Origin of the sequence: Streptomyces turgidiscabies Car8 (assembly GCF_000331005.1) — a bacterium.
GTDB classification, from domain to species: Bacteria; Actinomycetota; Actinomycetes; order Streptomycetales; family Streptomycetaceae; genus Streptomyces; species Streptomyces turgidiscabies.
This window is the reverse complement of record NZ_AEJB01000361.1, coordinates 679,926-701,245: the sequence shown is the minus strand read 5'-3', so window position 1 is coordinate 701,245 and position 21,320 is coordinate 679,926. Positions and strand designations below refer to the sequence as shown.

The window sequence follows — 21,320 nt, the reverse complement described above, 5'->3', positions numbered from 1 at the left end:
CTACCAACTGGCTACTCGTCGGGTATGCGGTTGGTCACGGTCGGAAGATCGTCCGCCGCGGTCGTCGGGCGCAGCTCGTCGGGGTGTCAGTTCGACGACTCGGCCGCGTGCGGGCTCAGGGCGCCCGTCGCGACCAGCGCGATGATCACGATGCCGAGGGCTACGCGGTAGTAGACGAACGGCATGAACGACTTGGTCGAGATGAACTTCATGAACAAACCTATGACCACTTAGCCTTGGCGGTCTTGACCTGCAACGCCATCCAGCCCGAAAGATCAACTGGGAGAGGACTGGGAGACGGGGGCGGCTCCCACCCCTCGGGGAGTGTGAGCACGAAGTTCTCCCACCGCGCCTGCAGCGTCTCCATGATGGCCTTCTCCATTGCCGGTGTCACGTTGGAGTACAACCCCTCGACACCCGCCAGCTCGTGGCCCATCCGGGATTCAGTGGCGACGCGGCTGTGGCCGTCCTCATCGATCCACTCCTTGTGTCCGTGACGCATCAGGTACTGCCGCTTGTTCTTCCAGCGCTCCACGGCCGGCAACTCCGGCAGGGGACGCCGCGAGTCGACGGTCTGCTTCTGCCCGAGCCGTACCCGCTCGAATTCCTCCCTGGCGTCGCGCCCGTCAGCGAACTTCCTCCAGTAGTGGTAGGGGAAGTTCGCGTTGATGAGCGGGCCGTCATTGATTGAGGTAAAAACCCACTCGGGCTCCCGGCCTGCGAGCAGCATCTCCAGCAGCTCGGCCAGGAACGGCGGCACGACGAGTGTGCGCCGGCTCTCGTACTTCGGTACGTACAGGCCGGGCTTTCCTGTTCCTTCAAGGCGCTGATGCTGCCACTGCACGCGGATGGCCGGCATGAGGTCGGGGCCGTACCGTTCCAGGTCTTCGGCGTGCCGGTCCTCGCGGTCCTCCTCGTCGGGATCGTCCAACGGGTCGGAGGCAGGCCAGTTGGGGTGGCAGTACTCGGGGCGCAGCCCGTACAACTCAGCGGGCCGCATGCCGGTCATGGCAAACGTCCACACGTACACGTAGCCAGGGAACCCCCAGAACGAGAGGGCGTTGCAGGCGAGTTGGTGGACGTCCTCGATGCGCAGGTTGCGCTTCCGCTCGCGCGGCTTCTTCTTGTACTTGCCGCGCCGCCGCTTCTTCTTCTGTACGGGCGACGTCTGCCGGAGACCGTCATCGACGGCGTCGTCCATCATCATGCTGAAAATGAGCAGGATCTCGCCGCGGTAGCGGTAGCCGATGTGGTCCTGCTCCTTCAGCCAGATCTCCCAAGCCCGGCACAGAGATGGCTTGATGTCGGCAACGGCCATCTCGCCCCAGCGCGGCTCGATGTAGAGCCGGACGATGGACTCGATGTTCCTCTTACGGAGGTGGCCGACATCGAGAGTCTGCTGCCACGTCTTGACGTATTCGGTCATGAGGACCGCGCCGTCGCGACGGCTGATGTACCGGTCGTTGCGGATGTCCGACTCACGGTCCAAGCCGTACTCGAGGGCTTCTTCTTCGGTGTCGAAGCCGCCCTTGCTGTCGAAGATCCACCGGCCTTTGTCGTTCTTCTTGCCGGTGTTCCAGCGGACGCGGCAGAAGTTGCCGCGCCACTCGATGTAGGGCATCAGGTGTCTTTCTTTCTGGGCGGTAGGGGCAGAGCTCGGACAGCTGAATGAGGCAGAAGTGTCGCGGGGTGTGGGACTGCGAGGATCAGGCATGCACCCCTTGGACGCGGCACGGCGCCTGGCGTGGAACGGCCTGGATACCCCCGCGACTCGCACCGTCCGCAACGGACACACCACCACTTGATGGGTCACACAAGCCGCGTGGGGGTGGCGCACAGGTTGCCGGGCATGGGAAAACCCGCCCTGGTCCGGGAGTTTTCTCACGTCAGGGCGGGTCCGGCGGAGCGAGCCGACCTATGCGCTCCTTCGTCTGGGAGAAGTAAGTGGGGGTGAGGCTGCAGGTCGCGGCATACCCTTACGGATCGCCTCACGCGGCGGGCTTGAACCGGACGGTGGACGGCGTAGCCGGGCCGCTGCCAGTGGACTTACGTGGAGTGGCCTTGCGGCGGCGGGCCTTGGCCAGTGCCGACGGCCGGGTCATCTTGTGATGAATCTCCCGGATTTCGCGGCAGTCCTGGAGGCTGAACCGCAGAAATTTGCCGAAGCGGTGGTGAGGGAAGCCGCGCTGGTTGGCCCCGTCTCGTAGCCACCTCTCGCCGCAGCCGATGACGCGGGCCGCCTCCCCTGGGTCGAGCGTCACCTCGCCCTGCTCAAGGGCCCGCATGGCCGCATCGATCATGGCCTTGCGCTCGGCGCCGGTGCGGTTCGTTTCGGGGCTAGTCATGGCACCTCTTCCGTTTGGGCTGTTGGGGTGCTGCGTCAGCTGGGAGGCACCCGGGCATGAAGCGAGCGCAGGAACTCGTACGAACTTTTAGACGGCTGGTCCTCACGTGTCAGCGCGGAGCGCACCCTAAGCTGCGGCACTGCCGACGCTGTGCTGCAGCGATGATGTCGAGTCGGTTCCCGGTGTGTGTCAAGTCCTCATGGGTGGTGCTCCGGTTCGCCTATCAAGGCTCACTCTGAAAGCCTAACGACTGACTTATCGACTCGTCAATCAGATCTTCTAACCTTCGGGGTGAGTCGCTACTCACTCGCTCAGTCGATCGCTATTGGCGTCCTGTTGAATCCCTCGGCTCCCGAATCTCTGTAGCTCGCCATGCATGTGAGCCTCGGTCGCATGCTGGTGGGCACGGCGCCGTGGAGTGACCTTTGGGGTCTATGTGGTCGCGCCCTGTTGCGGGGGTTCGCCGAGGGGCTTTGTGGGGGTGCGGGGGGAGCGGCGGGCGATGTCCTGGTGCACGGTGTGGCGACTGACACGGGCCGGCCGCCCACCGGACGTCTGACCCGCCCGGGCCTCCGTAGGTGCGCGTCAGCCGACGGCGGCGATCCGTTCGCGAGAACTTGAAGATCGACGTTGCCGCTGGCCGTCCCCTGGACTGCCTCGTCATCTACACCAAGTCCACGACGACCTGCCGGCATCGAGTACCCCGGCGGCACCACCGGCGCCGCTCCGGACCAGAACGCCGGGCCTACGGCCGGGACTTTGTGTGGAACGGGGCGCCGAAGGTCGACGAGGCACGTGGTCACGGTCTGGACGTGGGCCGACCCTCACTGCGGTCGGCGTGCCAGTTCACCGGTCACAGCCAGCGAACCGGACAGGAACTGCGCGGATCCGGCCGGGCCGGCCGGAGATTCACGCCACGGCGGGGGAGATGCCATAGCGTCCAAGTCATGGCGAGGACGTTGCGGCTGGCTGTCGCGCAGAGCACTGTGCCGGAGGATCCCACCGACCGAGGCGCGCTGCGAGCGGCCGGGGAGGAGATCCGGGCCCTGATGGCTGAGGCCGTCGGCGCGGGCGCGCGCCTGGTGCAGTTCCCTGAGGGGGCGATCACCTACCCGAGCAAGCACGTGATGGCGGCCGCCCCGGACGGCGGCTTGACCCCGGCCGACTGGAGCCGTGCCGCTTGGGACGTCCTGCGCGAAGAGGCCGAGTCGATCGCTGCGCTGGCGGGGGAACTGCGGCTGTGGACGGCGTTCGGGTCGATCCACCCGCTCACACCCCCGAACCGGCCCCACAACAGCCTGTTCATCGTCTCCGACCGTGGCGAGCTGGTCGCGCGATATGACAAGCGCTTCCTGTCGCACACCGAGGTCTCCTACCTGTACACCCCGGGGCGTGGCCCCGTGGTCTTTGAGGTGGACGGCATTCGCATCGGCTGTGCGCTGTGCGTCGAGGCGAACTTCCCGCCGCTCTTCGCCGAATACGAACGCTTGGACGTCGACTGCGTCCTGCTCTCCGTGATGGTCGACGACGCGCCGCGGGCGCGGGTCGCCCAGGCCTACGGAACGCTCTACAACTACTGGCTCGGCTACTCCATCCCAGCCCAGTACAGCGCCACGGTGCCGTCCGGGATCGTTGCACCCGGCGGCCGGTGGTTGGCGCAATGCCCCGCCGACGGGCAACCCGCTCTCGCGGTCGCGGACATCGACCTCGACTCGACCGACCCGGACATCGACGTGGCTCTCCGTTACGCCCGGCCCTGGCGCCGTTCGGCACAGAACGGGCTCTACGACGAACATCTGGTAACCGGGGACCCACGAAGCGACACCCACATGGCCTTCTGACACCGCCCCGCCCACCTGCCAGTCATACCGCGTACAGAATCAGGGCCTCGTCACATGAGGGTCCGCTTGAACACCGCGACCGTCTCCAGGGGACGCGTGAGTTCTGCTGAAGCGGCTCTGGGCGGTGGCGCTCGCCCGTAGCGTGAGGCGGCATGACTGTGCTGATCATCGGCGGCAGCGGCTTCCTGGGGGCCGAGCTAGTACGCCAGGCGGTATCCGCGGGCCGTCACCCGGCCGCCACGTACCATTCCCGTCCCGGCGACTACGACGGGGCGGCATGGCACCATCTCGACCTTCGCGATCCCCTCCACCTGGAGGAGGTGCTCACCACGGTGGCTCCGGACGCGGTGATCAACGTGACGAGCGGCGGAGCGGACTGGACTATCACCGCCGAAGGCGGCATCCGCCTCGCCCTGACCGCGGCCGAGCGCGGTATCCGCCTGGTACACGTCTCCAGTGACGCCGTTTTCTCCGGCACGGGCCGCGACCGCTATGACGAGTCCTGTCTTCCGGACCCGCTCACCCCGTACGGGGCCGGCAAGGCGGCAGCCGAGACCGCAGTACGCCTCCTGTGCCCCGACGCGGCCGTCGCCCGCACCTCCCTGATCATCGGCAACGGCCACTCCGAGCACGAGCAGCTGGTGCACGCGCTGGCCGACGGCACCCGGCGGGGTGCCTTGTTCACCGACGACATCCGCTGCCCCGTCCACGTGACGGACCTGGCCGCCGCCCTGTGGGAGATCACCCGCTCCGACGCTGCCGGCGTCTTCCACCTCGCCGGCCCGGACGCCCTGAGCCGTCACGAGCTGGGCACCCTCATTGCGCAGCGGGATGGCCTTGACGCATCGCTGCTTCCGGCCGGTCGACGTGCCGACAGCGGCCTCCCCGGCGGACTTTGCGTTCAGCTCGACAGCCGCGCCACCCAAAAGCGCCTGGCCATCCGCCTTCGCGGAGCCCGGGAGTTCCTCAGGCGTCAAAACCCCGACCGCTGACTCCGACCGCTCAGGGCCGGCGGGCCGGAGCCGAGCGTGATGGACGGTAGTTGGACGACCTTGCGAACGCGCCCAGGAACAGCACGCCGTGCGCGGCGACGGCCCGGGCGGGGTTGCCGTCCCCACGGCTCGGGCGACGGAGCGCGGCGGGTGGCGGCAGCCACCTTGGGCGGTGAGTCAGGGGGAGTCCCCGGGGCCCGGCCCCAAGCGAGCGCGTGATCATCCGGGCAGCCGACCTCGACCCGCAGGACGCGTAGCTCGACACCAGTGGCCTGGGCGGTTTCTCCGGACGCGCTCCTTCCGGGCCGACCGGTGGATCAGGTTCGGCCTTCGGCCCTCCGCAGTGGGTTAGGACCTTCGCATTCAGGCGAGAACGCCGCTGCGCTCGGCAAGGCCGCGTAGCTCGGTCGATGTGGGCCCGAAGACCAGCAGGCCCGCGATCAGCGATTTCGTCGCTGGGCGGGCATGGGTCTCCTCGGGAGCGCATCGTTCCGCCGCCAGGAGGGTTCGGACGCAGTCGCTGCGGCGGCCGAGACGGTCGTAGGTGACGGCGATGTCGCCGAGGGCGCGAGAGCGACGTTCGACGCTGGGCAGCGCCTTCAGCGAGATCTTGCGGGCAGCATCAAGCGCGGCCAGAGGATCACCCGCATGGTTTTCGGCGCTGATCCGGTGGAGCTGCACGGTGAGGGGGCTGAAGCCCCCGCCGTGGTCGCGAAGCATGGTGCGGCCGCCGAGTTCCGTGGCGATCGCGGCGGCCTCGTCCGTGAGCTCACGCATCCCGTCCCGGTCGCCCCGCCTGGCCAGGGTGTAGGACGCGCTCTGGACGAGGAGCCCTCGTAGGGCCGTTCCCGCGCGTCCGGCACTGCGCAGGTCCGGGTGGTCGGCGGCGGTCAGGGCGATCGACAGGGCTTCCTGATGCCATCCAGCTTTTCGAGCGAGCACGGCCAATTGCCGGGCAGACTCGGCAACAGCGAGGGGTGCGCCGCCTGCTTCGGCGAGCTGGCGGGCGCGGTCGGCGGCCATCCAGCCGAGCTGCTGCTCGTCCAACTTGACGAGAATGCGGGTCGCCAGCAGGTAGCTCTTGGCCAGGAGCACGTAGTCCCCGGCCTCACGGGCGCTGGCGGTGAGCGCATGTCCGGAGCGGATGAGACGTGGCAGGCGCACCGCGAGGCTGGCGTAGCGGCAGGCGTCGAAGTCGGCGAGGGCGCGGGTGAAGTCCGTCGCTAGTGTCTCGGCCGGCGGCGTCACAGGGGGCTGCCCTAGGCCGAGCATGGCATCACGCAGACGGGCGACGAGCAGCTCTCCGAGCAGGGCCTCGCTTGCCTGGGCTGTTCTGTTCCCGAGGAGTGGGGAGCCGGCGGCTGCCGCGGCCGTGGCAGCCAAGCCCGCGATCAACTTCCTTCGCCGCAACGGACCTTCACCGTCCTCCTGTCCTGGACTGCCGAGCCTATGGGTCGGCATCCAGGGGAAGGCCGCAGATGCTCCGATCGGCTGACCGTGTCGTATCTCCGGGCGAGGTGCGGGCGGAGCGAGGCCGAACGCCTGGCGCGGGAGTTCGAGGGCGTCGGCGAATCGCTGGCGCCCTGGGTAGCGGTCGAGGCGGCTGTTGAAGGGAGCCGGGTTCTTCGCCCAGTTGTCCCAAATAACACGAAGCGGCGGCTACCAGGCAGTGGGGCCAGAGAGTTCGGTGACAGGTTGGCGGACGGCCTGGGGAACGCCGAGCTGCTGGCGGGCCCAGTGGACGACCGCGAGCTGGTCAACGGCCGGTGGCCCCCAGTCGAAGAGTTCCATGGCCTGTTCGGGGGTGGCCAGGATGCGGATGTAGGTGTGGCCCGTGGCTGGATCGGGCTGCGCGGGGCCGACGTTGGTGAGTGCGGCGGCGTAGCGCAGGTATCCGCGCCGTACGGAGGGGTCGGTGACGTGTCCCAGGAGCAGCGGGCAACCAATGCGGGCGGTCGCCTCCTCTTTAACTTCGCGACGCAGGGTGGCTACGGGGTCGCCCTGGTCCTGTTCCTCGGGTGTGCCGCCGGGCAGGATGGCGACTCCGGTGTGGGGTTCGAGAAGGACGAGGACGCGTCCGTCCGGCGCGAAGCACCAGGCCCACACCTGGGTGACTGCGAGGTCGTGCGGGGCTGGCCCCTGGTGCCAGGGATAGTGGTAGGTGGGGCGGGCGGTCTGCAGGACGGCTGCGCGGTCGAGAATGGTCGGGGCGAGCGGGAGGCCATTCTCAAGGATCACCGTCCCGCCAGCGTTGATCCGGGCGCGCAGCGCGGACAGAGCGCGGCGGGCGTCGGCCGGGGAGAGCAGATCGGGCAGTCGCGCGGGTTCGACGAACTCGATCCCGGTGATCTCACTCGGCGGCAACCGGATTTCGCCGATCCGGTCGTCGTCCCAGGTGCCGCCGTCGAAGACGTGCAGAATCTCGCCGGGAAACCGCATGACGGCGGGTGCGCCGGTGCTGTCGGCGGCGATCCAGTCGACGGCCAGGCAGCGGTCGACGGTGGCGGTGACTCCGAGCTCCTCGACCAGTTCACGGGCTGCTGCGCGAGCGGGGGACTCGTTCTTGTCAACGGCGCCGCCGGCCAGGAGACAGGTGTCGCGATAGTCGACGTGCTGGACCAGGACCTGGCCGAAGGGGTTGGTGATGAGCACAGACGTGCCGACCCACAGGGCGGCCGCGGTGCGCATCGCGCCGTACGCCTCGTCGGTCATGACGGTGCCGGGCAGCTCGCCAGGAACGGATGTGGTCGTCATTGCTCTCCAAGTCAGAAGGGCCGGTCGGGTCCATGGAAGAGTGAGGCGGTTGACCGCCGTCAGGCAGTAAGCCGATGGCGAGCGCTGGAGAGGGGCCCGGTCGTGAGCCGAGTGAAGAATTCGGTCGCGATGATCTTTCGTCGGGTCTCCTCAGGCAGGCGAGCAAGGATCCCCGGCAGCGCCCGTTCGCGGGCGACCTCCCCGCGGTGCGCAAGGATCGCGGCCCACTTCTGCTCCAGCCAGGCACTGACGTCGACGGTGGTGGTGGCGTACGCGTCCGGGACTGCGAGCACGGGTTTGCCGATGGCCTCCAGCAGCGGCCCGAGTTCGCCGACGCCGGATGCGGAGTGCGTGGCGCAGTACACTGCGCGCGGTTGCCAGGGCTCCCCTGCTTCAGGGTGAAGGTGCGGGAGGCCCGCGTCCTGAGCGGCGAGGAGAGCGGCCTGGTGGGTGCGGCGGTGGTCCGGGTGACCGGTCAGCTGGCCCAGGGCGTCGTGCGTGACCACGATGTCGGGGCGGAACGAGCGGATCTGCTGAACCAGGGCGGCGACCACCTCGTCGAGCGGTGCGTCGACGAGGCGGGGACAGCCGGGAGCCGCCTGGGGGTTGCGGGCATCGCCGTATCCGAGCATGCGGGGCGGACCCGCGCCCAGCGCCCGCAAGGCGTCGGCGAGTTCGGGAGCCCGCGGGCTGTCGGGCGCCCACGTCAGGGTGACGACGGCGGTGCGCGCGTGCGCGGCGGCGTGCTGGGCGAGGACACCGCCGGCGAGGAGGCTCTCGTCGTCGGGGTGCGCGAACACGCCGAGCAGGGACGGCATCGTGGAGGACGCCGCCGTTGCGGGGATCAGCTCGTCGGAGTCAGGCACGCTGTCCCCCTGCGGCCGAAAGGCTCAGTGCGCCGGCGGGGGTCCGGCCCGGCCACTGGAAGACGAGCCGTGCGCTGGGCTTGTCGAGCACGTCGCCGGGCGGCAGCTGGTCGGCGGGCGTGTCGGCCGGGTGGATGGTCATCGGCGGATAGCCGCTCTCGCGCACCTCGCGGTCCCAGACACGCACGCACTCCGCGAAGCGTTCCGCCATCTCTTCGGCTGCTGGGCCGTAGGCGTGGATGAAGAACTCGGTGAGACGGTCGGCTGGATCCGGGGCGTCCTTGACCTTGCGGTAGGTCAGGTAGGCGAGGGAGCCGTCTGAAAGCATCGCCGCTGAGTCCTGCTGCGCCACCAGCGCGGAACCTTCCCGGGCGGTCAGGCGGCAGAACCCCGGCAGCGTCGTCGCGGCGTAGATCTGCAAGGTCTCGAAGTTGAAGGTGCCCCGGACCACAAGGCCGGTGGTGAGCTCGCGCCGGGGCCCGCGCAGCCCCTCCTCAAGCCCTGCAGTGTCATCGGGCTCACCGTCTTCCCACCGCACGGTAACCTCGCCGTCGGCCAGGGGGAGGACGGGGGCCGTGCGGGCGGCGGCGCCGCGGTCTCGCACGAACCCGCAGTACGTCCAGTGCTCGCAGTGCAGGACGTCGCCGCGCCGGACCAGGGTGAGGGAGCGGGTGTAGCCGCCCATCTCCAGCGGCACCACCAACCGTGCGCCCTCACGGAGTTGCTCGCGCCAGGCCGGGGCGACGTCAGCCGCGTTGTGTGTGATCACGACCCCGTCGAACCCCTGGGCGGGGATGTGGCCCGGTGCGCCGAGACCACCGTCGCCCAGGACGGCGGTGACCCGGCCGCTTCCGGCCTCCGCGCACAGCCGCTGCGTGCGGTGCACCACGTACGGGTCGACGTCCACCGTGACGACCCGTCCGGCGGGTCCGACGACGTGGGCGAGCAGTTCCGCGTTGTACCCGCCGGAGCCGACCTCGAGGACGGCCGCCCCGGGCGTCAGCTGGAGTTGCTCGGCCATGTCGGCCTGGAGCCAGGGGGCGCTGACCGAGCTGGTCGCCCGGCCGTGCTCGTCCCGGCGGGTGACGACGGCCAGGTCCTCGTCGTAGACGGTCTTGAGGTCCGTCTCCGGTGCGAACCGGTGCCGGGGCACCGTGCGCAGCGCCTCTTGGACCACGGCGGAGGGCGCCCAGTCGCCGGCGATGACGGCCTCTGCCATGCGGTGGCGCAGCCGGACGGCTTCGGCCGGTTCCCCGGGTACCGGCGGGTGTTCGGCGGCGGTCGGGTAGGCGTTGACGGTCGGCAGGCCGGGGATGACACCGGGCCAGACGGCATCCAGTGCGTTCGCGGCCGGGGTGAACACCGGGCCGAGACATCCGAGACCGTGGGGGTCGTGCCATTCCCAGCGGGTGAACTTGTGCGGCTCCGCGGTGGTGAGGGTGCCGGTGAAGCCGGTGATCCGGATCACGGCGGTCACCCGCGGGACGCCCTGGGCGGCGTCGGTGAGGATGGACACCACGCTGGCGCCGGTGGCGTGCAGGCCGGTCTCCTCGGCGAGCTCGCGTACCCCGGCTCCGTCCAGCGGTTCCGCACCGTCGATCTTCCCGCCCGGAGCCTCCCACATGCCGCGTTTGGACCAGCCGAGCAGGACACGCCCGTGCTCGTCGGTCACGACGGCCAGCGCCCCGGCAACGGCGTAGCCGGTGGCCGGCACGGATCGCTCCATGGCGACCGTGTCCGCACACGGACCGCGCAGGACCAGCGCCGCCAGGTCGCCGACGGCGATGCGCTGCACGCTCGTCCATCCGCAGGTGAGGGCGGTGATCTCATCATCGTCCAGTGCGATGTGTCGCTTCTCGGCCGGGGTGTGCGCGGCCAGCGGGGTGATGACCAGCATGGTGCCGCCCTCGCGCAGTCGGCGCCCGAGCGCGTGCAGGACACGGGTGCGGTCACGCAAGAAGGCCACCGAGAGGCGGAAGACCACCAGGTCATAAAGGTCGTTGCCCAGCGGGGCGGGGTCGTCGCGTTCGACGTCCAGGCACAGCCACCGCACCTCCGCGTCGGGGTATTCGGTGCGGGCCTGCTCCAGGGCGCCCTCGGCGAAGTCCGCTCCGTCGACGGTGTACCCGAGCGAGGCAAGGTACACGGACATCTCGCCCGTCCCGCACCCAACGTCGAGCGCGCGGCCGCCCTCGGGCGCCGGCGCGTGCTCGACGATCAGGCCCTTCTCGTCGTCCCCGAGCCGTCGGAAGCCTCGCCCCTCGGTGTAGCGCTTGGACCAGTCAGTCCGGGTGATTCCCACAGATCGCTCCTCGTTCGTGAAAGGCAGGCGGTGTCAGGGCAGTTCGACGGGTCCGTACAGGGCGGCCGGCTGCTGGGTCTGCAGTGCCCAGTACCGGTCGCCGAACGACCAGTGCCACCATTCGGTTCGGTACGGGACCATGCCAGCGGCGGCAAGGGCACGGCTCAAAGTGGCCCGGTTCGTGCGGGCCGGGCCGCTGAGGCCGGGGGCGTCGGTGTAGCAGGCGCCGTCGGACTCCTCCGGTGAAGCGTTGACGCGCGTTCCCATGTCCAGCTCGCGCCCCTGGTGGTCGATCAGCGTCACGTCGACGGCCGCGCCGGCGGAGTGCGGCGCAATCTCCGGAGGCGACACGAAGCGGCTGGCGGCCGCCCGGAGCTCGGCCGCCTGCCAGTCCGGGTGGCCGCGCGCGAGCTCGTCGGAGTACTCCTCGAAGTACCGACGCTGCAGGGCCGGCGGCCGGAAGCCCTCGACGAACAGCAGCGACACACCGGCGGGAAGCAGCGACTGGGCGTGCAGCAACCGGGCAAGAACGCCTTGCCGAACGTGGGCCCAAGCGCCCGCCGCGTCCCGTTTGCGGTCGTCGACCTTCAGACCGTGCGCGCGGGCGTCGACGAGGACCTCGCCGCACTCCTGGACGGGGATCGCGGCGACTCTCCGGTCGGACATCAAGACAATGTTGCTGGCGGTCACGCGTTCCCCCAGGTGTCGACGTATGCGGCCACGCCGGTGCGACGGGCCTCCTCCACGGAGCGCAGCCGCACGAAATCGCGGGCCGGCATCAACGCCTCCCACTCGGCCAGAGGCAGAACGCGGGCCTCGTCGTGCTCGCGCGCGTTGAGGGTGAGACCCCGGATCTGTGCATCGGTGAGGCGCCCGCCATCGAAGACGAGCTGCAGCGTGCTGTACGGACGCTGCGCCCGGGGCTGCCCGTACACGGTGGCCAGCAGCCGGGGCGGGCCCACGGCGGTCATGCCGGTCTCTTCCCGGCACTCGCGCACCACCGCGTCCCAGGGCCGCTCGCCCAGATCCATCGCGCCGCCGATCATGTGCCAGGGGTGGCCGGGGGAGTAGGCGGAGTGCAGCTGGAGCGGCCGGTCGTCCTCGTCGGTGACGTAGAGGCATACGAACGCGGCCGCCCGGGGCAGTGCGTCGGCGTACTGCTGCGGCGGCACCCACGCCGAATCCGGCTGCCCACCAGGCGCGAGACCAGCGGGTGGGCGGTGGCGGGTCATCCGCATGAGCGCCGGGTTGCCGCTGAAGCCGAGCTCCCGGTACAGGGGCGCGGCCTCCGGGCTGGTGTGCAGCTCGAACAGTGTGACGTCCTCGACGTCGGCGAGGTGGTCGAGGAGAGAGGAGACGACGGCCCGGGCATAGCCGCGGCGCCGGTGCTCCGGGTGCGTGGCGACCAACTGCACGCGGGCGGCCTGGCCCCGGGGGTAGGCGGGCGCCGCCAGGACGGGGTGGATCAGTCCGAGGGCGCAGGCGGCCATCGTGCCGTCCTGGGCGTCGACGACGAAGGCCCGCGCATCTCCCTCGGGCGTCAGCCGTGGCGCCAGCTCGTCCGTGCACTGGCGGACCCAGTCCTCGGTGAACGGTGCGGACAGGATGTATGCGGAGCGCATCCGGGTGATTCCTTGTCAAGTCGATGTGTTCAAGTCAGTGGAGAGAATCGCCCGTCTCGACCCCGACCGCGGCGCCCAGCTGGACCGCATTGAGGAGGCGCTGGACACTTGCCGGACCGGATGGTCGCCTGTGGCTAATGCGCATGCTGAACCGAACGGCAACATTCCCAATGGGAAACCCCGTCATTCTCATCTGCCACCCGCTTCCCGCGTTGGCCTCCGGAGGATTAGGGATCAGTTCACGAGGTATGGCCCTATTCTCAACCCGTGCGCGCTTTCATTTGGGGGGATCATGGAAGTCATCGCGCTGATAGCGACGGCCCTGGCCACAGGGGCCGCCGCCGGAGTACAAGCCAGCACGTCCGAGGCCGTAGGCGGTCTGTACGCCCGCCTGCGCCAGCGGGTTCGGGAGCGGCTGGGCGAACGGTCAGCCGAACTGGACCCCGCGATCGAGGCGCAGCGGCACAGGGACACCTCCGCCCCGGACCCGGTAGCTCCCGAACTACGTCGGCTTCTGGAGGCCGTCCAGGCCGGACAGGACGAGGAACTGCGGGCACTCGCTGACGAGGTGTTGCGGCAGCCGGCGGGTGCACGGGGCAGCAGCGTCCGGAACGTGTGGATCAGCGACTCCCAGGGCACCTCCGTCGACGGGCCCCAGTGGAACACCTTCTACAACGCGGCGGCGCCGCCGGTGACGCCTGGGGAGGGGGGAATGTGAGGCTCCTGGGGTGGCTTCTCGTCGGGCTTGCCGTCATCCGGGTAGGTGCTTGGGTTCTCGCGGGGGCGGGGCATGTGTCCGAGGTGGCGGCGGGTGTCCTGGCAGATGCGCTGATGGACGTGGTCGTGTTCGTGGCCTGGACGGTGGCCGCTCTGGTCACCCTGGGGCTGCTTGTCGCGCTCGCGCACGGGGCTGCGGAACTTCACGACCGGCGCAGCCGAAAGCAGTGGGCAGCTCGACGCGTACATCCGGTCGCCGCACCTCTCCGTCCCACCCCCGAAGAGGCGGCTCCGGCCACCTTGCCGATGCCAGCCGCCAGCGATCCCGTGGCCGGGTCTGTGGTCGAGCAGCCTGTCCTGGGACGGCTGGCGTACCTGACCGATATCGGTGAGCGGCTCGACGACCGCGATCCCGGCGCGTCCGATTGTGACGATGAGCCGGTGATCGGGGCGGCTCTGCCACCGTTGCCGTACGACGATCCCGTGTTCGGCGGATCCGATTGTGACGATGAGCCGGTGATCGGGACGGCCCTGCCGTCGTTGCCGTACGACGATCCCGTGTTCGGCGGGTCCGGTGAGGGCCCTACGCCGCTCATCCCGGAATTCCGGGCGGTCATGCCGCCGAGTCCTGTCAGCGAGGACGCGCCGATCATCAACGGGAACCATGTTCCACCAGCTGTACCTGCGTCCCAGAACTCCATACCGCCGCCGACGCTGGCGCCGACATCGACTCCACAGGCCCCAGCAGTCCCCGCGTTGCTCGTCCTCGCCTGCCGTGGGGTCCAGATAGGCGACGACAACGAGCAGTTCAACACGTACACGTACACGCTGCAGGACCCCACCGTGGACTTCGCGAAGGTCTTACGCCGCCCAGCGGTGCGCGATGCCTTGAACCGTTTGATCATGGACCCGGAGAACGATGGGCTCCGCACCAAGGCCGCAAAAGCGTTGTGCGCGGGCGAATGGACCTTAAGAGAAAAAGAGTTGCTCGATCTCGGGCCGCTCGGCAGGCGGTCCCCGCACTCCGATGTCACCCGTGGTCTCAAGGCGATGCAGGGATACATCACCGTGCGCAACTGCCAAGGAGTCCAGACGGGGGACAGTTGCTACCAGCGGAACGACTTCATCTACGCCTGCCGTCGGGCGAACGTCAGTGCCTCTGCCCTGCTCAAGTCACATCCAGAAGTGACGCGTTCGCTGATCGACGCCGTGGTCATGCCATCGCAGAAGGGGTGGAAGGAACCGGGCGAGAAACTGAACGCCGCGGTGCATGCCGCGCTCAATTCACCCAGGTCACTCGACGCGATCCCGGACCGGTCGGTCCATGTCAGCCCCCGGAGCGCCGGTGTCGTACGCGACCGTGACGGGGTCAGCGTCGGCTACGGGTGCCACGCCGCCGACTTTAAAGCCGTCATGGTCGAGCTCAGGAACCCACACAACCTGCCCAAATGCGTGGTCAAGGAGTCCAGGCGCCTGATGGACCACGTGACCGCCCAACTCCGACGGCAGGACTCGGTGAGAAGGAAGCCTCCTTCCCCGCCATCTGAGCCGCCTGAGCCGCCTGCGCCCTCCGCTCCTTCAATACCTCCCAGGCCATCCAGGCCGTCCGCGCCTTCTGCGCACGCGCCGTGCCCGATCGTCCCGGACAAACCGCGCCGGCGCTTCACGAGCCCGCCTGACCAGGACAGACTGCTCCCGCCCCCTCCTGCCCGAAGCCCGAGCCGCAGGATGAAACTCCCTTCGGGCCCCGAAAGCCCCTCGTCGGGACGCGGGATCGGTCTCTAGTGCCAGCTGGCTCCTGGGATGCCGTTGCTCCGGGGTGCTGGCCGGGTCAGGGCAACGGTGACTCGTTTGAGGTCCTGGGTTTCCTCAAGGGGATCACGTTTGAGTCTTTCCTCTGTTCGGCCTTGGGCTCATGCCTGTTTGAGTAGGCAGTGAGGACGGTTGCGGCAAGGATGGTCTGCTCGGCGACCCATCGGGCTTCTGCTTCGCCGGCGCGTGCATCTTTGAGAGACTGCCGGAGAGTGGCGTTCTCCTTGCGAAGTCGTCTTTCGCCTTCCGGCATTTGCTTGGTTTCCTTGCGGATGCGTTCGTTGAAAAGTTCGCGAAGGTCGGCGTGGCGTTTATAGAGCGCCATGCGGTGGACGTCGGCTTCGGCAGCGAGGGCTTCGACGGTGAGGCTGCCGCTGGAACGCGTGGGGGCGCCTGTCAGGAGGCGGTTGATGGCCGCGTTGATCCGCTCGCGTTCGGCGGTGTGGGCGGTCCGGTCGTGGCTCATGCGAGGGTCTCCCGGGCGGTGCGGGCGGTGGCGTCGTGGGTGTCGGCGACCCCACGCCACTTTGCGGCGGTGGCGTGGAGTGCCTTCGCCATCGGCCCCGGGACGTGGGCCGCCTGTTGTTCGAGATGGTCGGCGTGTGCGCGGGCGGCCTGGGCGTGGGTGTCGGTGCGGACGGCGTTGCCGCAGCCTGTCTGGCAGGCGAACGGCAGCGGGGCGATTGCCCCTTCGTCCGGATCACACAACGCATTGTCCGGTTTGAAGGCGCAGAGGAGGAAGCCGTCGGGGTTGTCGTAGAGCAGGTGGCCCCGCATCTTGTTCAGCTGCCGGGTGGCACGGGCGGTGAGGAGCGCGCCTTCGAAGCGCGGGGCGGCAGTGGCGTCGAGGAGGGCCCGGCCGGCGGCAGGGCCGGAGATGCGCTCGCCGCCGGCTGCGGCGTCACGCAAATTCGCGGCCGCGTCGGCGGTGGCCAGGACGGTCTCCACGTCGAGGACGCCGTGCATGCCGCGCCGTCTGCGGGCGCCGTAGCCGGCGGAGGTGCGAGCGTCGAGGAAGGCCCGCATATGCCCGTACTGGATGGCGAGGGCCACCGGCCCACCGGGGCGTCGGGCGACGTGCCAGGCGAGGGTGCGCCGCCAGCGGCTCGGGCTGATCGGCCCGTGGGGGTCGGCGGGGACCCTCTGTGCGGACAGGCCCTGGGTGACGGCTTCCTGGTTGATCCAGGCCACGAACTCCCTGATCCGTTTCCCGAGCGCACCCCGGGTCAGGCTGCCGTGATACCTGCCCCCCTGCTGTGGATCGTGGTGAGTTGAGCTGAACAGGAGTTCGCCGGGAGGCACCATGCGCTCCAGGACGCGGATGGCGTTGACCACCGGGGTGATGGCTACCCAAGGCACTGTGCGGATCTCACCCGCACTGACGTGGTTGCCGTCATCGTCGATGACGTTCTTGTAGTGGCGTCCGGTGATCAGGGCAGGCTCTGCGGGTTCCTCGTCCGTCCCCTCGTCGGCCTCCTCGGCGTTGGCTTCGTTCTCGTCGGTGCTGTCGTTGACCTGGCTGTGGATGAGGTGGCGGGTGGTGCCGTCGGAGGTCGGCGTGGGTTTGGGGCAGCACCCGGAACGCAGGGCCTGCACTTCCTGGGGACGCATTCCTGTCAAGTACAAGATGATCGTTGCGGCGGCCGTACCCAGATGGCGCCACAGCTCTTCGACCTCGTCGAAGCCGATGTCGGTCCGCCAGGGCCGCCCGTCGATCCGGCCGGTGACAGGAGTCGTCAACGGGCACGGGCCGGGCCGCTCGGCCGCCACTCGGGCCAGGCCGTCTCTTTGGACGGCCCGGTGGATCTGGTTGAGGCTGGCGCCCGTGCGTTCGGCCAGGTAAAAGCGGGCCAGGCCGGTCTTCCCGCGGATCGTGGCAGTGGGCAGTGAGGCGCCGCCGGCCAGCGGCGCCCGCAGATAAGCGTGCAGGGACGCGCCACCTGCGGGAGTGGAGCGGTTCGCTCTGGCCTGAGCGGTTATGCGAATGCGCTCGTTCCATGCGGCGAGGATGTCGTCCGCGAGGTCTTCGACCAGGCGGATCGACCACACCAGCAGCGGGCTGACCACGCGCGGGTCCAGCGGCTCGGTGGTGTTCTCCCCGTAACTTGACTCCCCCGCCTCGGGCAAGTGGTCATCAAGGCCCTCGATGTCCCACGGCGGCCGCAGGATCCCTGCCGGCCTGACGGTGAGCTGGTCGTACTCCCACAGATCCGACAGATAGGAGAGGTAGACCTTCATCGTGTTGCGGTCGACGCCTTGGGCCCGGAGGGAGTGCACGAAGGCGAGCCAATGCTCACGATCGACGTCGGCGAGCGTATGAACCCCGTGCCGGTCCAGCCAGCGGGCCCAGCGCAGCCACATCAAGATCCCCAGAGACGTCCGGACGGCACCGTGTCGAGAGACCCGTCCTCTGCGGGTCTGCACGGAAGTTGGGCGGCGTTCGCCGTTCACCAGTGTCCACACCAAGGTGATCAGTTCGCCCCGCAGTGAAGTCGGACAGTCCTTCCAGTGGATGTAGGCGAGGGCCGCTCCGGGCTGGTCGGTGAGCGGGCCGAGCGACCAGACGACGTCGCGGACGCGGCTGTTGACGTGGGTGTTGCCGGGGCTGATCCGATGCGGCTGGACGACAAGGTCGTCAGGGAGTGGTGCACGCAGGATGTACGGATCTTCGGCCAGGGCAAGAACAGGACTGCTCAACGGACCAAATCCCCCTTCACCAAGAGTTTGACGATCATGTGGTCCCGTTCGGTCGCCTGTTGGCCGGCGTGGTCGAAGGCGCTCTCGCCAACACGCTCGCGCAGGTCTTCCAAGCGGTGCATGAACGTGTCCCATGTGGCGGCCCAGTGGCGGCCGGGCAGGGTGCCACGCAGGGAGTGCAGGTCCTGGTGCAGCACGGCCAGACGGGGGTGGTGGCCGGTGTGAACGCGGGCGTTCTCGCAGGCCAGGCAGGCCAGGAAGTCGGCGCCGCAGCCGCCGCCAGGGGCGGGCCAGCGGCTGGCCTGCTCGTCCGTGCAGTCGGCGGCGGCCGTCTCCTGGTGGGCGGGATCCGGCGCGTCGGCCAGCCGCCCTTGGAAGGTGAGATCGCGAGCCTGCTCGTGGGCCTCCATCGCGCCGGCGGCGATCACCGCCCGGGACCGTTTCTGCACCCGCAGGTCTGGTAGGACGTAGACGCTCTCGTGCGTGCCCTGCTTGTGCTGCAGCGGCTGCCCCTCTTCGACCACCACCGTGCGGCGCAGGGGCTGGAACGGTGATCGTGCCAGAGCGTGACGCTCCCGCCAATCGTTGACGTGGTTCCTGGAGAGGCCGAAGCCGATGGGGCCCACCGGTTGGGGTCGGTCGTGATCGTTATGCCCACGTCCCACCCGGTGTGTTCGGTAGGCCATGAGCAGGTCGGTGCCGGGGCTGAGGCGGGCGACGAGGGCGCGGCCGTGGGCGGTGGCCTCCAGCGCCTGGGTGATCAGGCGTCCGTCGGAGCCGGCGCCGGAGTCGGTGATGTTCTCCGTGTCCCACCAGCGTCCTTCGCAGGCGCGGTGCTTCTCGACCTGGACCTGGTAGGTGATCGTGCTGGTCTCCCCGGCCGACGGCGTTCGAACCGGCACCGGCACGCGGTGGTACATCGACAGGTTCCAGCCCCACTGAGCGGTCATCAGGACCGCCAGCGCGGTGACCTCGGACGGGGTCAGGAACAGCCGCCCCCACGTCCGCAGCGGATGATGGCCGCCCAGCAACCGGGCATTGGTCACCACCGGTGCCTTGGAGCTGGCGGTGCGGGGGACGTCGCCTGTAGCGGCGACGTGCTCAAGGATCCGGCCGATCTTCCAGTCGCGGCTGCCCTCGGCCAGCTCACCGGAGCGGTAGCGCTCCAGGTGGGCCGTGTTCTCCCGGATCCGCAGCAGCGCAGCCCGGAACTCGGCCATCGCGACACGCTTGACCTGCCCGTACTCATCCTCCTCCAGCGACTGACGGGTCGACGGCAACCTGCGGACCGGCCGGGCTAACTCCTCGGCAACAGGGCTGCCAGCCAGCCGCGGATCCTGCCGCAGCAGACGCTGAAGACTCGCAAGTTGCCTGCGGGTGCCGCTGGCCTGGAGGAAATTCGTGCGCAGCAGCTTCACCGTGGCCGTCGACAGCTTGTCCAGGTCCTGGGCGGGATGCCCCTGGGCCTTCAGGAACGCGGCGAACGCTGTCAGCACCCTCCAGTAGTTGTGGGCGGTGGCGTGGGAGTTCCAGCCGACGGACTGCCGGACGAAGGCGGCCGCCAGAGCCTGCCGCATCGGGGCAGGAACCTCGAGGTCAGTGAAGTCGAACAACCTGTCCAGGCCCCGGTTGTTGACCACGGTGACGCGTAGGCCCGTCGGGTCGGTGTGGGGTGTGGCCTGGAAGTCCGCCGGCGGGAGCACCGCCTTGCGGCCGCGAGGACTCATGCCAGCTCCTCCTCGTCTTGGGTGCTGGTCAGCTCGGTTTCGTGGCTGGTGGGCATGGGGTGGGGGTCCATCAGCGTGTCCAGGTCCTGGATGCCGGACGTCTCCCGCGCCAGTCGGGCGAGCAGGCCCGTCACCCGCGACTCCACGCCGCTGGCCCTGGCGCCCGACACCGCCTCGTCCTCGTCGTCGAACGCGAGGATCGACTGCAGCCGCATGTGCCGCACCGGCGAGAGGTAGTGCTCCTTTGTCGTCTCTACGTCCGAGTGGCCCAGCAGTTCCGCGACCAGCCACCACGGATCGCCGAACAGGTTGGTGAAGTCCCGCCGCTGGTCCGGCGTCAGTCCGTACTTCCGTTCCACCAGGTCGTTCAGCACGATCAGCATGAACAAGGCAAAGGAGTGCCGCGTGCCGTGCGGAATCGCCCAGGGGGCGCGGCCGCGGGCCTCGGCGGTGCGCAGGTGCCGTGGCGTCTCTCGCTCTTGCGCGGTCAGCAGCTTCTCCTCGCACCGCAGGTTCGCCAGGCGGAATACGGTGTTCCAGCGGTCGGGCAGCAGGGGCAGGCCCTCTTCGGTCAGCCACAGCCACAAGGGCTCCGGCCCGTCCGGGCCCTCGGTGAACAGTCGCTGCCGGTCTCGCCAGCCCAGCCCGCACAGGTCCGCCCGGCCGACCGTGCCGTCCCCATCCACCCACGCAACCTTGGGCTTCAAGCCGCGCGTCATGTCGGTGACCAGCCATGTCCCTGGCAGGTTGACGTAGCGGCCCTTGCGCTGTGCCTGCTGTACCGCCCACGCCCGCTCGGTCTCCCGGTACGCAGTCACCTGTTGCAGTGCGTCCGCCCGCGCGTAGAACACCCGGGTCTTCTTCGAGCGGGTCAGCGCCCATGGGACCGTGCCGTGCGAGTACAGGCCCCGGCCCAGCTTTTGCGTCGGCAGTTCGAGCGTCAGCAGCCCTCCGCCCTCCTGCCGGCGCAGCCCCGAACTCAGCTGCAGCTGCACGAACGCGGTGTTCCGCAGCTCTGTCCGCCCGTCCCAGCCCGGCCGCGGCGACCCGTCCGACTGAAGGCCCCGCAGCCCCAGGTCTATCCACCAGCGCCACGTCCGCGGCGTCAGCCACCGCACGTGGCGCCGCCGCGCGTCTGCCGCCCGGTCTGACCGCCGGCCCGTATCTACTGGCAGCGGACGCACCTTCCCCCAGGTGAACAGCTTTGTCAGAGCGGCCGCCTCACGATCCCACTTGGCGCCGCCGATGCGCGCCGGATTCAACGGCGAATCACATCGCCATTCCCGGTATGCCGCCAAATCTCTCTCGTCCGCCTGCCACCACGCCGTACTTCGATCCCATAGCCAGTCCAGCAGCAGCCGAATATCCGTCGCGTAGTCCTCGCGGGTCGACCGGGCAAGCCTGGAGAATTCCGGCGACAGAACGAAATCCAACAGATCCGGATCCACCTTGCAATCCGGCCGAAGGAACACAGGATCCCCAGGCCGTAAACCGATCCCATCCACAGCCGATTTCAGATCCCGGATCCCCAACACCCCCTCCTCAGGCGACTGTCGCCACTCGTGCCAGTCCCGCACGAACACCACTTGCCAACCCGCCACGACACCCCTCCTTAAGCGCTGGAACACGCTCAAGCATCAGGGAA

16 protein-coding genes and 2 pseudogenes are annotated in these 21,320 nt (G+C 69.1%); 5 read left to right on the top strand and 13 right to left on the bottom strand.

The window, feature by feature from the left end; genetic code table 11:
• Positions 1-86 precede the first annotated feature (86 nt).
• The 3 genes and pseudogenes from STRTUCAR8_RS50265 to STRTUCAR8_RS27160 form a co-directional block, all read right to left on the bottom strand.
• A pseudogene (locus tag STRTUCAR8_RS50265) lies at positions 87-227 on the bottom strand (UDP pyrophosphate phosphatase); the annotation flags it as partial.
• Positions 221-1,621 (bottom strand): hypothetical protein, encoded by a 1,401-nt coding sequence (locus STRTUCAR8_RS27165; protein WP_006379006.1) that lies wholly within the window; start codon positions 1,619-1,621, stop codon positions 221-223. The gene STRTUCAR8_RS27165 and the pseudogene STRTUCAR8_RS50265, both read right to left, overlap by 7 nt.
• Positions 1,622-1,988: 367 nt before the next feature.
• A complete protein-coding gene (locus STRTUCAR8_RS27160; protein WP_006378952.1) occupies positions 1,989-2,345 on the bottom strand; it encodes a MerR family transcriptional regulator in 357 nt (118 codons plus the stop codon).
• A 450-nt stretch (positions 2,346-2,795) separates the two neighbouring features.
• On the opposite strand from STRTUCAR8_RS27160, the pseudogene STRTUCAR8_RS55830 reads away from it, so the two are divergent.
• The 3 genes and pseudogenes from STRTUCAR8_RS55830 to STRTUCAR8_RS27150 all read left to right on the top strand — a co-directional run.
• Positions 2,796-2,904: pseudogene (locus STRTUCAR8_RS55830) on the top strand (glycosyltransferase family 2 protein); the annotation flags it as partial.
• A gap of 388 nt (positions 2,905-3,292) precedes the next feature.
• Positions 3,293-4,186, top strand: coding sequence for a carbon-nitrogen hydrolase family protein (locus STRTUCAR8_RS27155; protein ID WP_044472872.1), 894 nt, complete (start codon positions 3,293-3,295; stop codon positions 4,184-4,186).
• Between the two features lie 152 nt (positions 4,187-4,338).
• On the top strand, positions 4,339-5,178 hold the full coding sequence (locus STRTUCAR8_RS27150; protein ID WP_044472871.1) for an SDR family oxidoreductase: 840 nt from the start codon (positions 4,339-4,341) through the stop codon (positions 5,176-5,178).
• Between the two features lie 363 nt (positions 5,179-5,541).
• Here the strand turns inward: STRTUCAR8_RS27150 and STRTUCAR8_RS27145 are convergent, their stop codons facing one another.
• The 6 genes from STRTUCAR8_RS27145 to STRTUCAR8_RS50260 form a co-directional block, all read right to left on the bottom strand.
• Complete coding sequence (locus tag STRTUCAR8_RS27145) at positions 5,542-6,561, bottom strand: XRE family transcriptional regulator (RefSeq protein WP_234372671.1); 1,020 nt, start codon at positions 6,559-6,561, stop codon at positions 5,542-5,544.
• A gap of 276 nt (positions 6,562-6,837) precedes the next feature.
• A complete protein-coding gene (locus tag STRTUCAR8_RS27140) occupies positions 6,838-7,932 on the bottom strand; it encodes an NUDIX hydrolase (protein WP_006379062.1) in 1,095 nt (364 codons plus the stop codon).
• 59 nt (positions 7,933-7,991) lie between these two features.
• Positions 7,992-8,750, bottom strand: coding sequence for a PIG-L deacetylase family protein (locus STRTUCAR8_RS27135; protein WP_044472967.1), 759 nt, complete (start codon positions 8,748-8,750; stop codon positions 7,992-7,994).
• Positions 8,751-8,790: 40 nt separating this feature from the next.
• Positions 8,791-11,100, bottom strand: coding sequence for a methyltransferase, FxLD system (gene fxlM, locus STRTUCAR8_RS27130; RefSeq protein WP_006378911.1), 2,310 nt, complete (start codon positions 11,098-11,100; stop codon positions 8,791-8,793).
• Positions 11,101-11,133: 33 nt separating this feature from the next.
• Positions 11,134-11,766 carry a M15 family metallopeptidase gene (locus tag STRTUCAR8_RS27125; RefSeq protein ID WP_044472965.1) on the bottom strand — a complete coding sequence of 211 codons (633 nt, stop codon included), beginning with the start codon at positions 11,764-11,766 and terminating at the stop codon, positions 11,134-11,136.
• A 20-nt stretch (positions 11,767-11,786) separates the two neighbouring features.
• Positions 11,787-12,722, bottom strand: coding sequence for a GNAT family N-acetyltransferase (locus STRTUCAR8_RS50260; RefSeq protein ID WP_006379009.1), 936 nt, complete (start codon positions 12,720-12,722; stop codon positions 11,787-11,789).
• Between the two features lie 292 nt (positions 12,723-13,014).
• On the opposite strand from STRTUCAR8_RS50260, the gene STRTUCAR8_RS27115 reads away from it, so the two are divergent.
• Positions 13,015-13,440 carry a hypothetical protein gene (locus tag STRTUCAR8_RS27115; RefSeq protein ID WP_006378924.1) on the top strand — a complete coding sequence of 142 codons (426 nt, stop codon included), beginning with the start codon at positions 13,015-13,017 and terminating at the stop codon, positions 13,438-13,440.
• Positions 13,441-13,514: 74 nt separating this feature from the next.
• The gene (locus tag STRTUCAR8_RS27110; protein ID WP_158697475.1) at positions 13,515-15,224 is read left to right on the top strand and encodes an RIP homotypic interaction motif-containing protein; all 1,710 of its coding nucleotides are present in this window, start codon (positions 13,515-13,517) and stop codon (positions 15,222-15,224) included.
• A gap of 46 nt (positions 15,225-15,270) precedes the next feature.
• Here STRTUCAR8_RS27110 and STRTUCAR8_RS27105 read toward each other — a convergent pair whose 3' ends face one another.
• Genes STRTUCAR8_RS27105 through STRTUCAR8_RS27090 form a run of 4 tightly spaced genes read right to left on the bottom strand, consistent with a single transcriptional unit; the run spans position 15,271 to position 21,276 of the window.
• Entirely contained in the window at positions 15,271-15,717 is a 447-nt protein-coding gene (locus STRTUCAR8_RS27105; protein WP_006378566.1) for a hypothetical protein, read from the bottom strand.
• Entirely contained in the window at positions 15,714-17,948 is a 2,235-nt protein-coding gene (locus STRTUCAR8_RS27100; RefSeq protein ID WP_006378764.1) for a hypothetical protein, read from the bottom strand. The genes STRTUCAR8_RS27105 and STRTUCAR8_RS27100 overlap by 4 nt, the downstream gene beginning before the upstream one ends.
• Positions 17,945-19,675 (bottom strand): hypothetical protein, encoded by a 1,731-nt coding sequence (locus tag STRTUCAR8_RS27095; protein WP_006378775.1) that lies wholly within the window; start codon positions 19,673-19,675, stop codon positions 17,945-17,947. The genes STRTUCAR8_RS27100 and STRTUCAR8_RS27095 overlap by 4 nt, the downstream gene beginning before the upstream one ends.
• Positions 19,672-21,276 carry an integrase gene (locus STRTUCAR8_RS27090; RefSeq protein ID WP_234372670.1) on the bottom strand — a complete coding sequence of 535 codons (1,605 nt, stop codon included), beginning with the start codon at positions 21,274-21,276 and terminating at the stop codon, positions 19,672-19,674. The genes STRTUCAR8_RS27095 and STRTUCAR8_RS27090 overlap by 4 nt, the downstream gene beginning before the upstream one ends.
• Between the last annotated feature and the right edge of the window lie 44 nt (positions 21,277-21,320).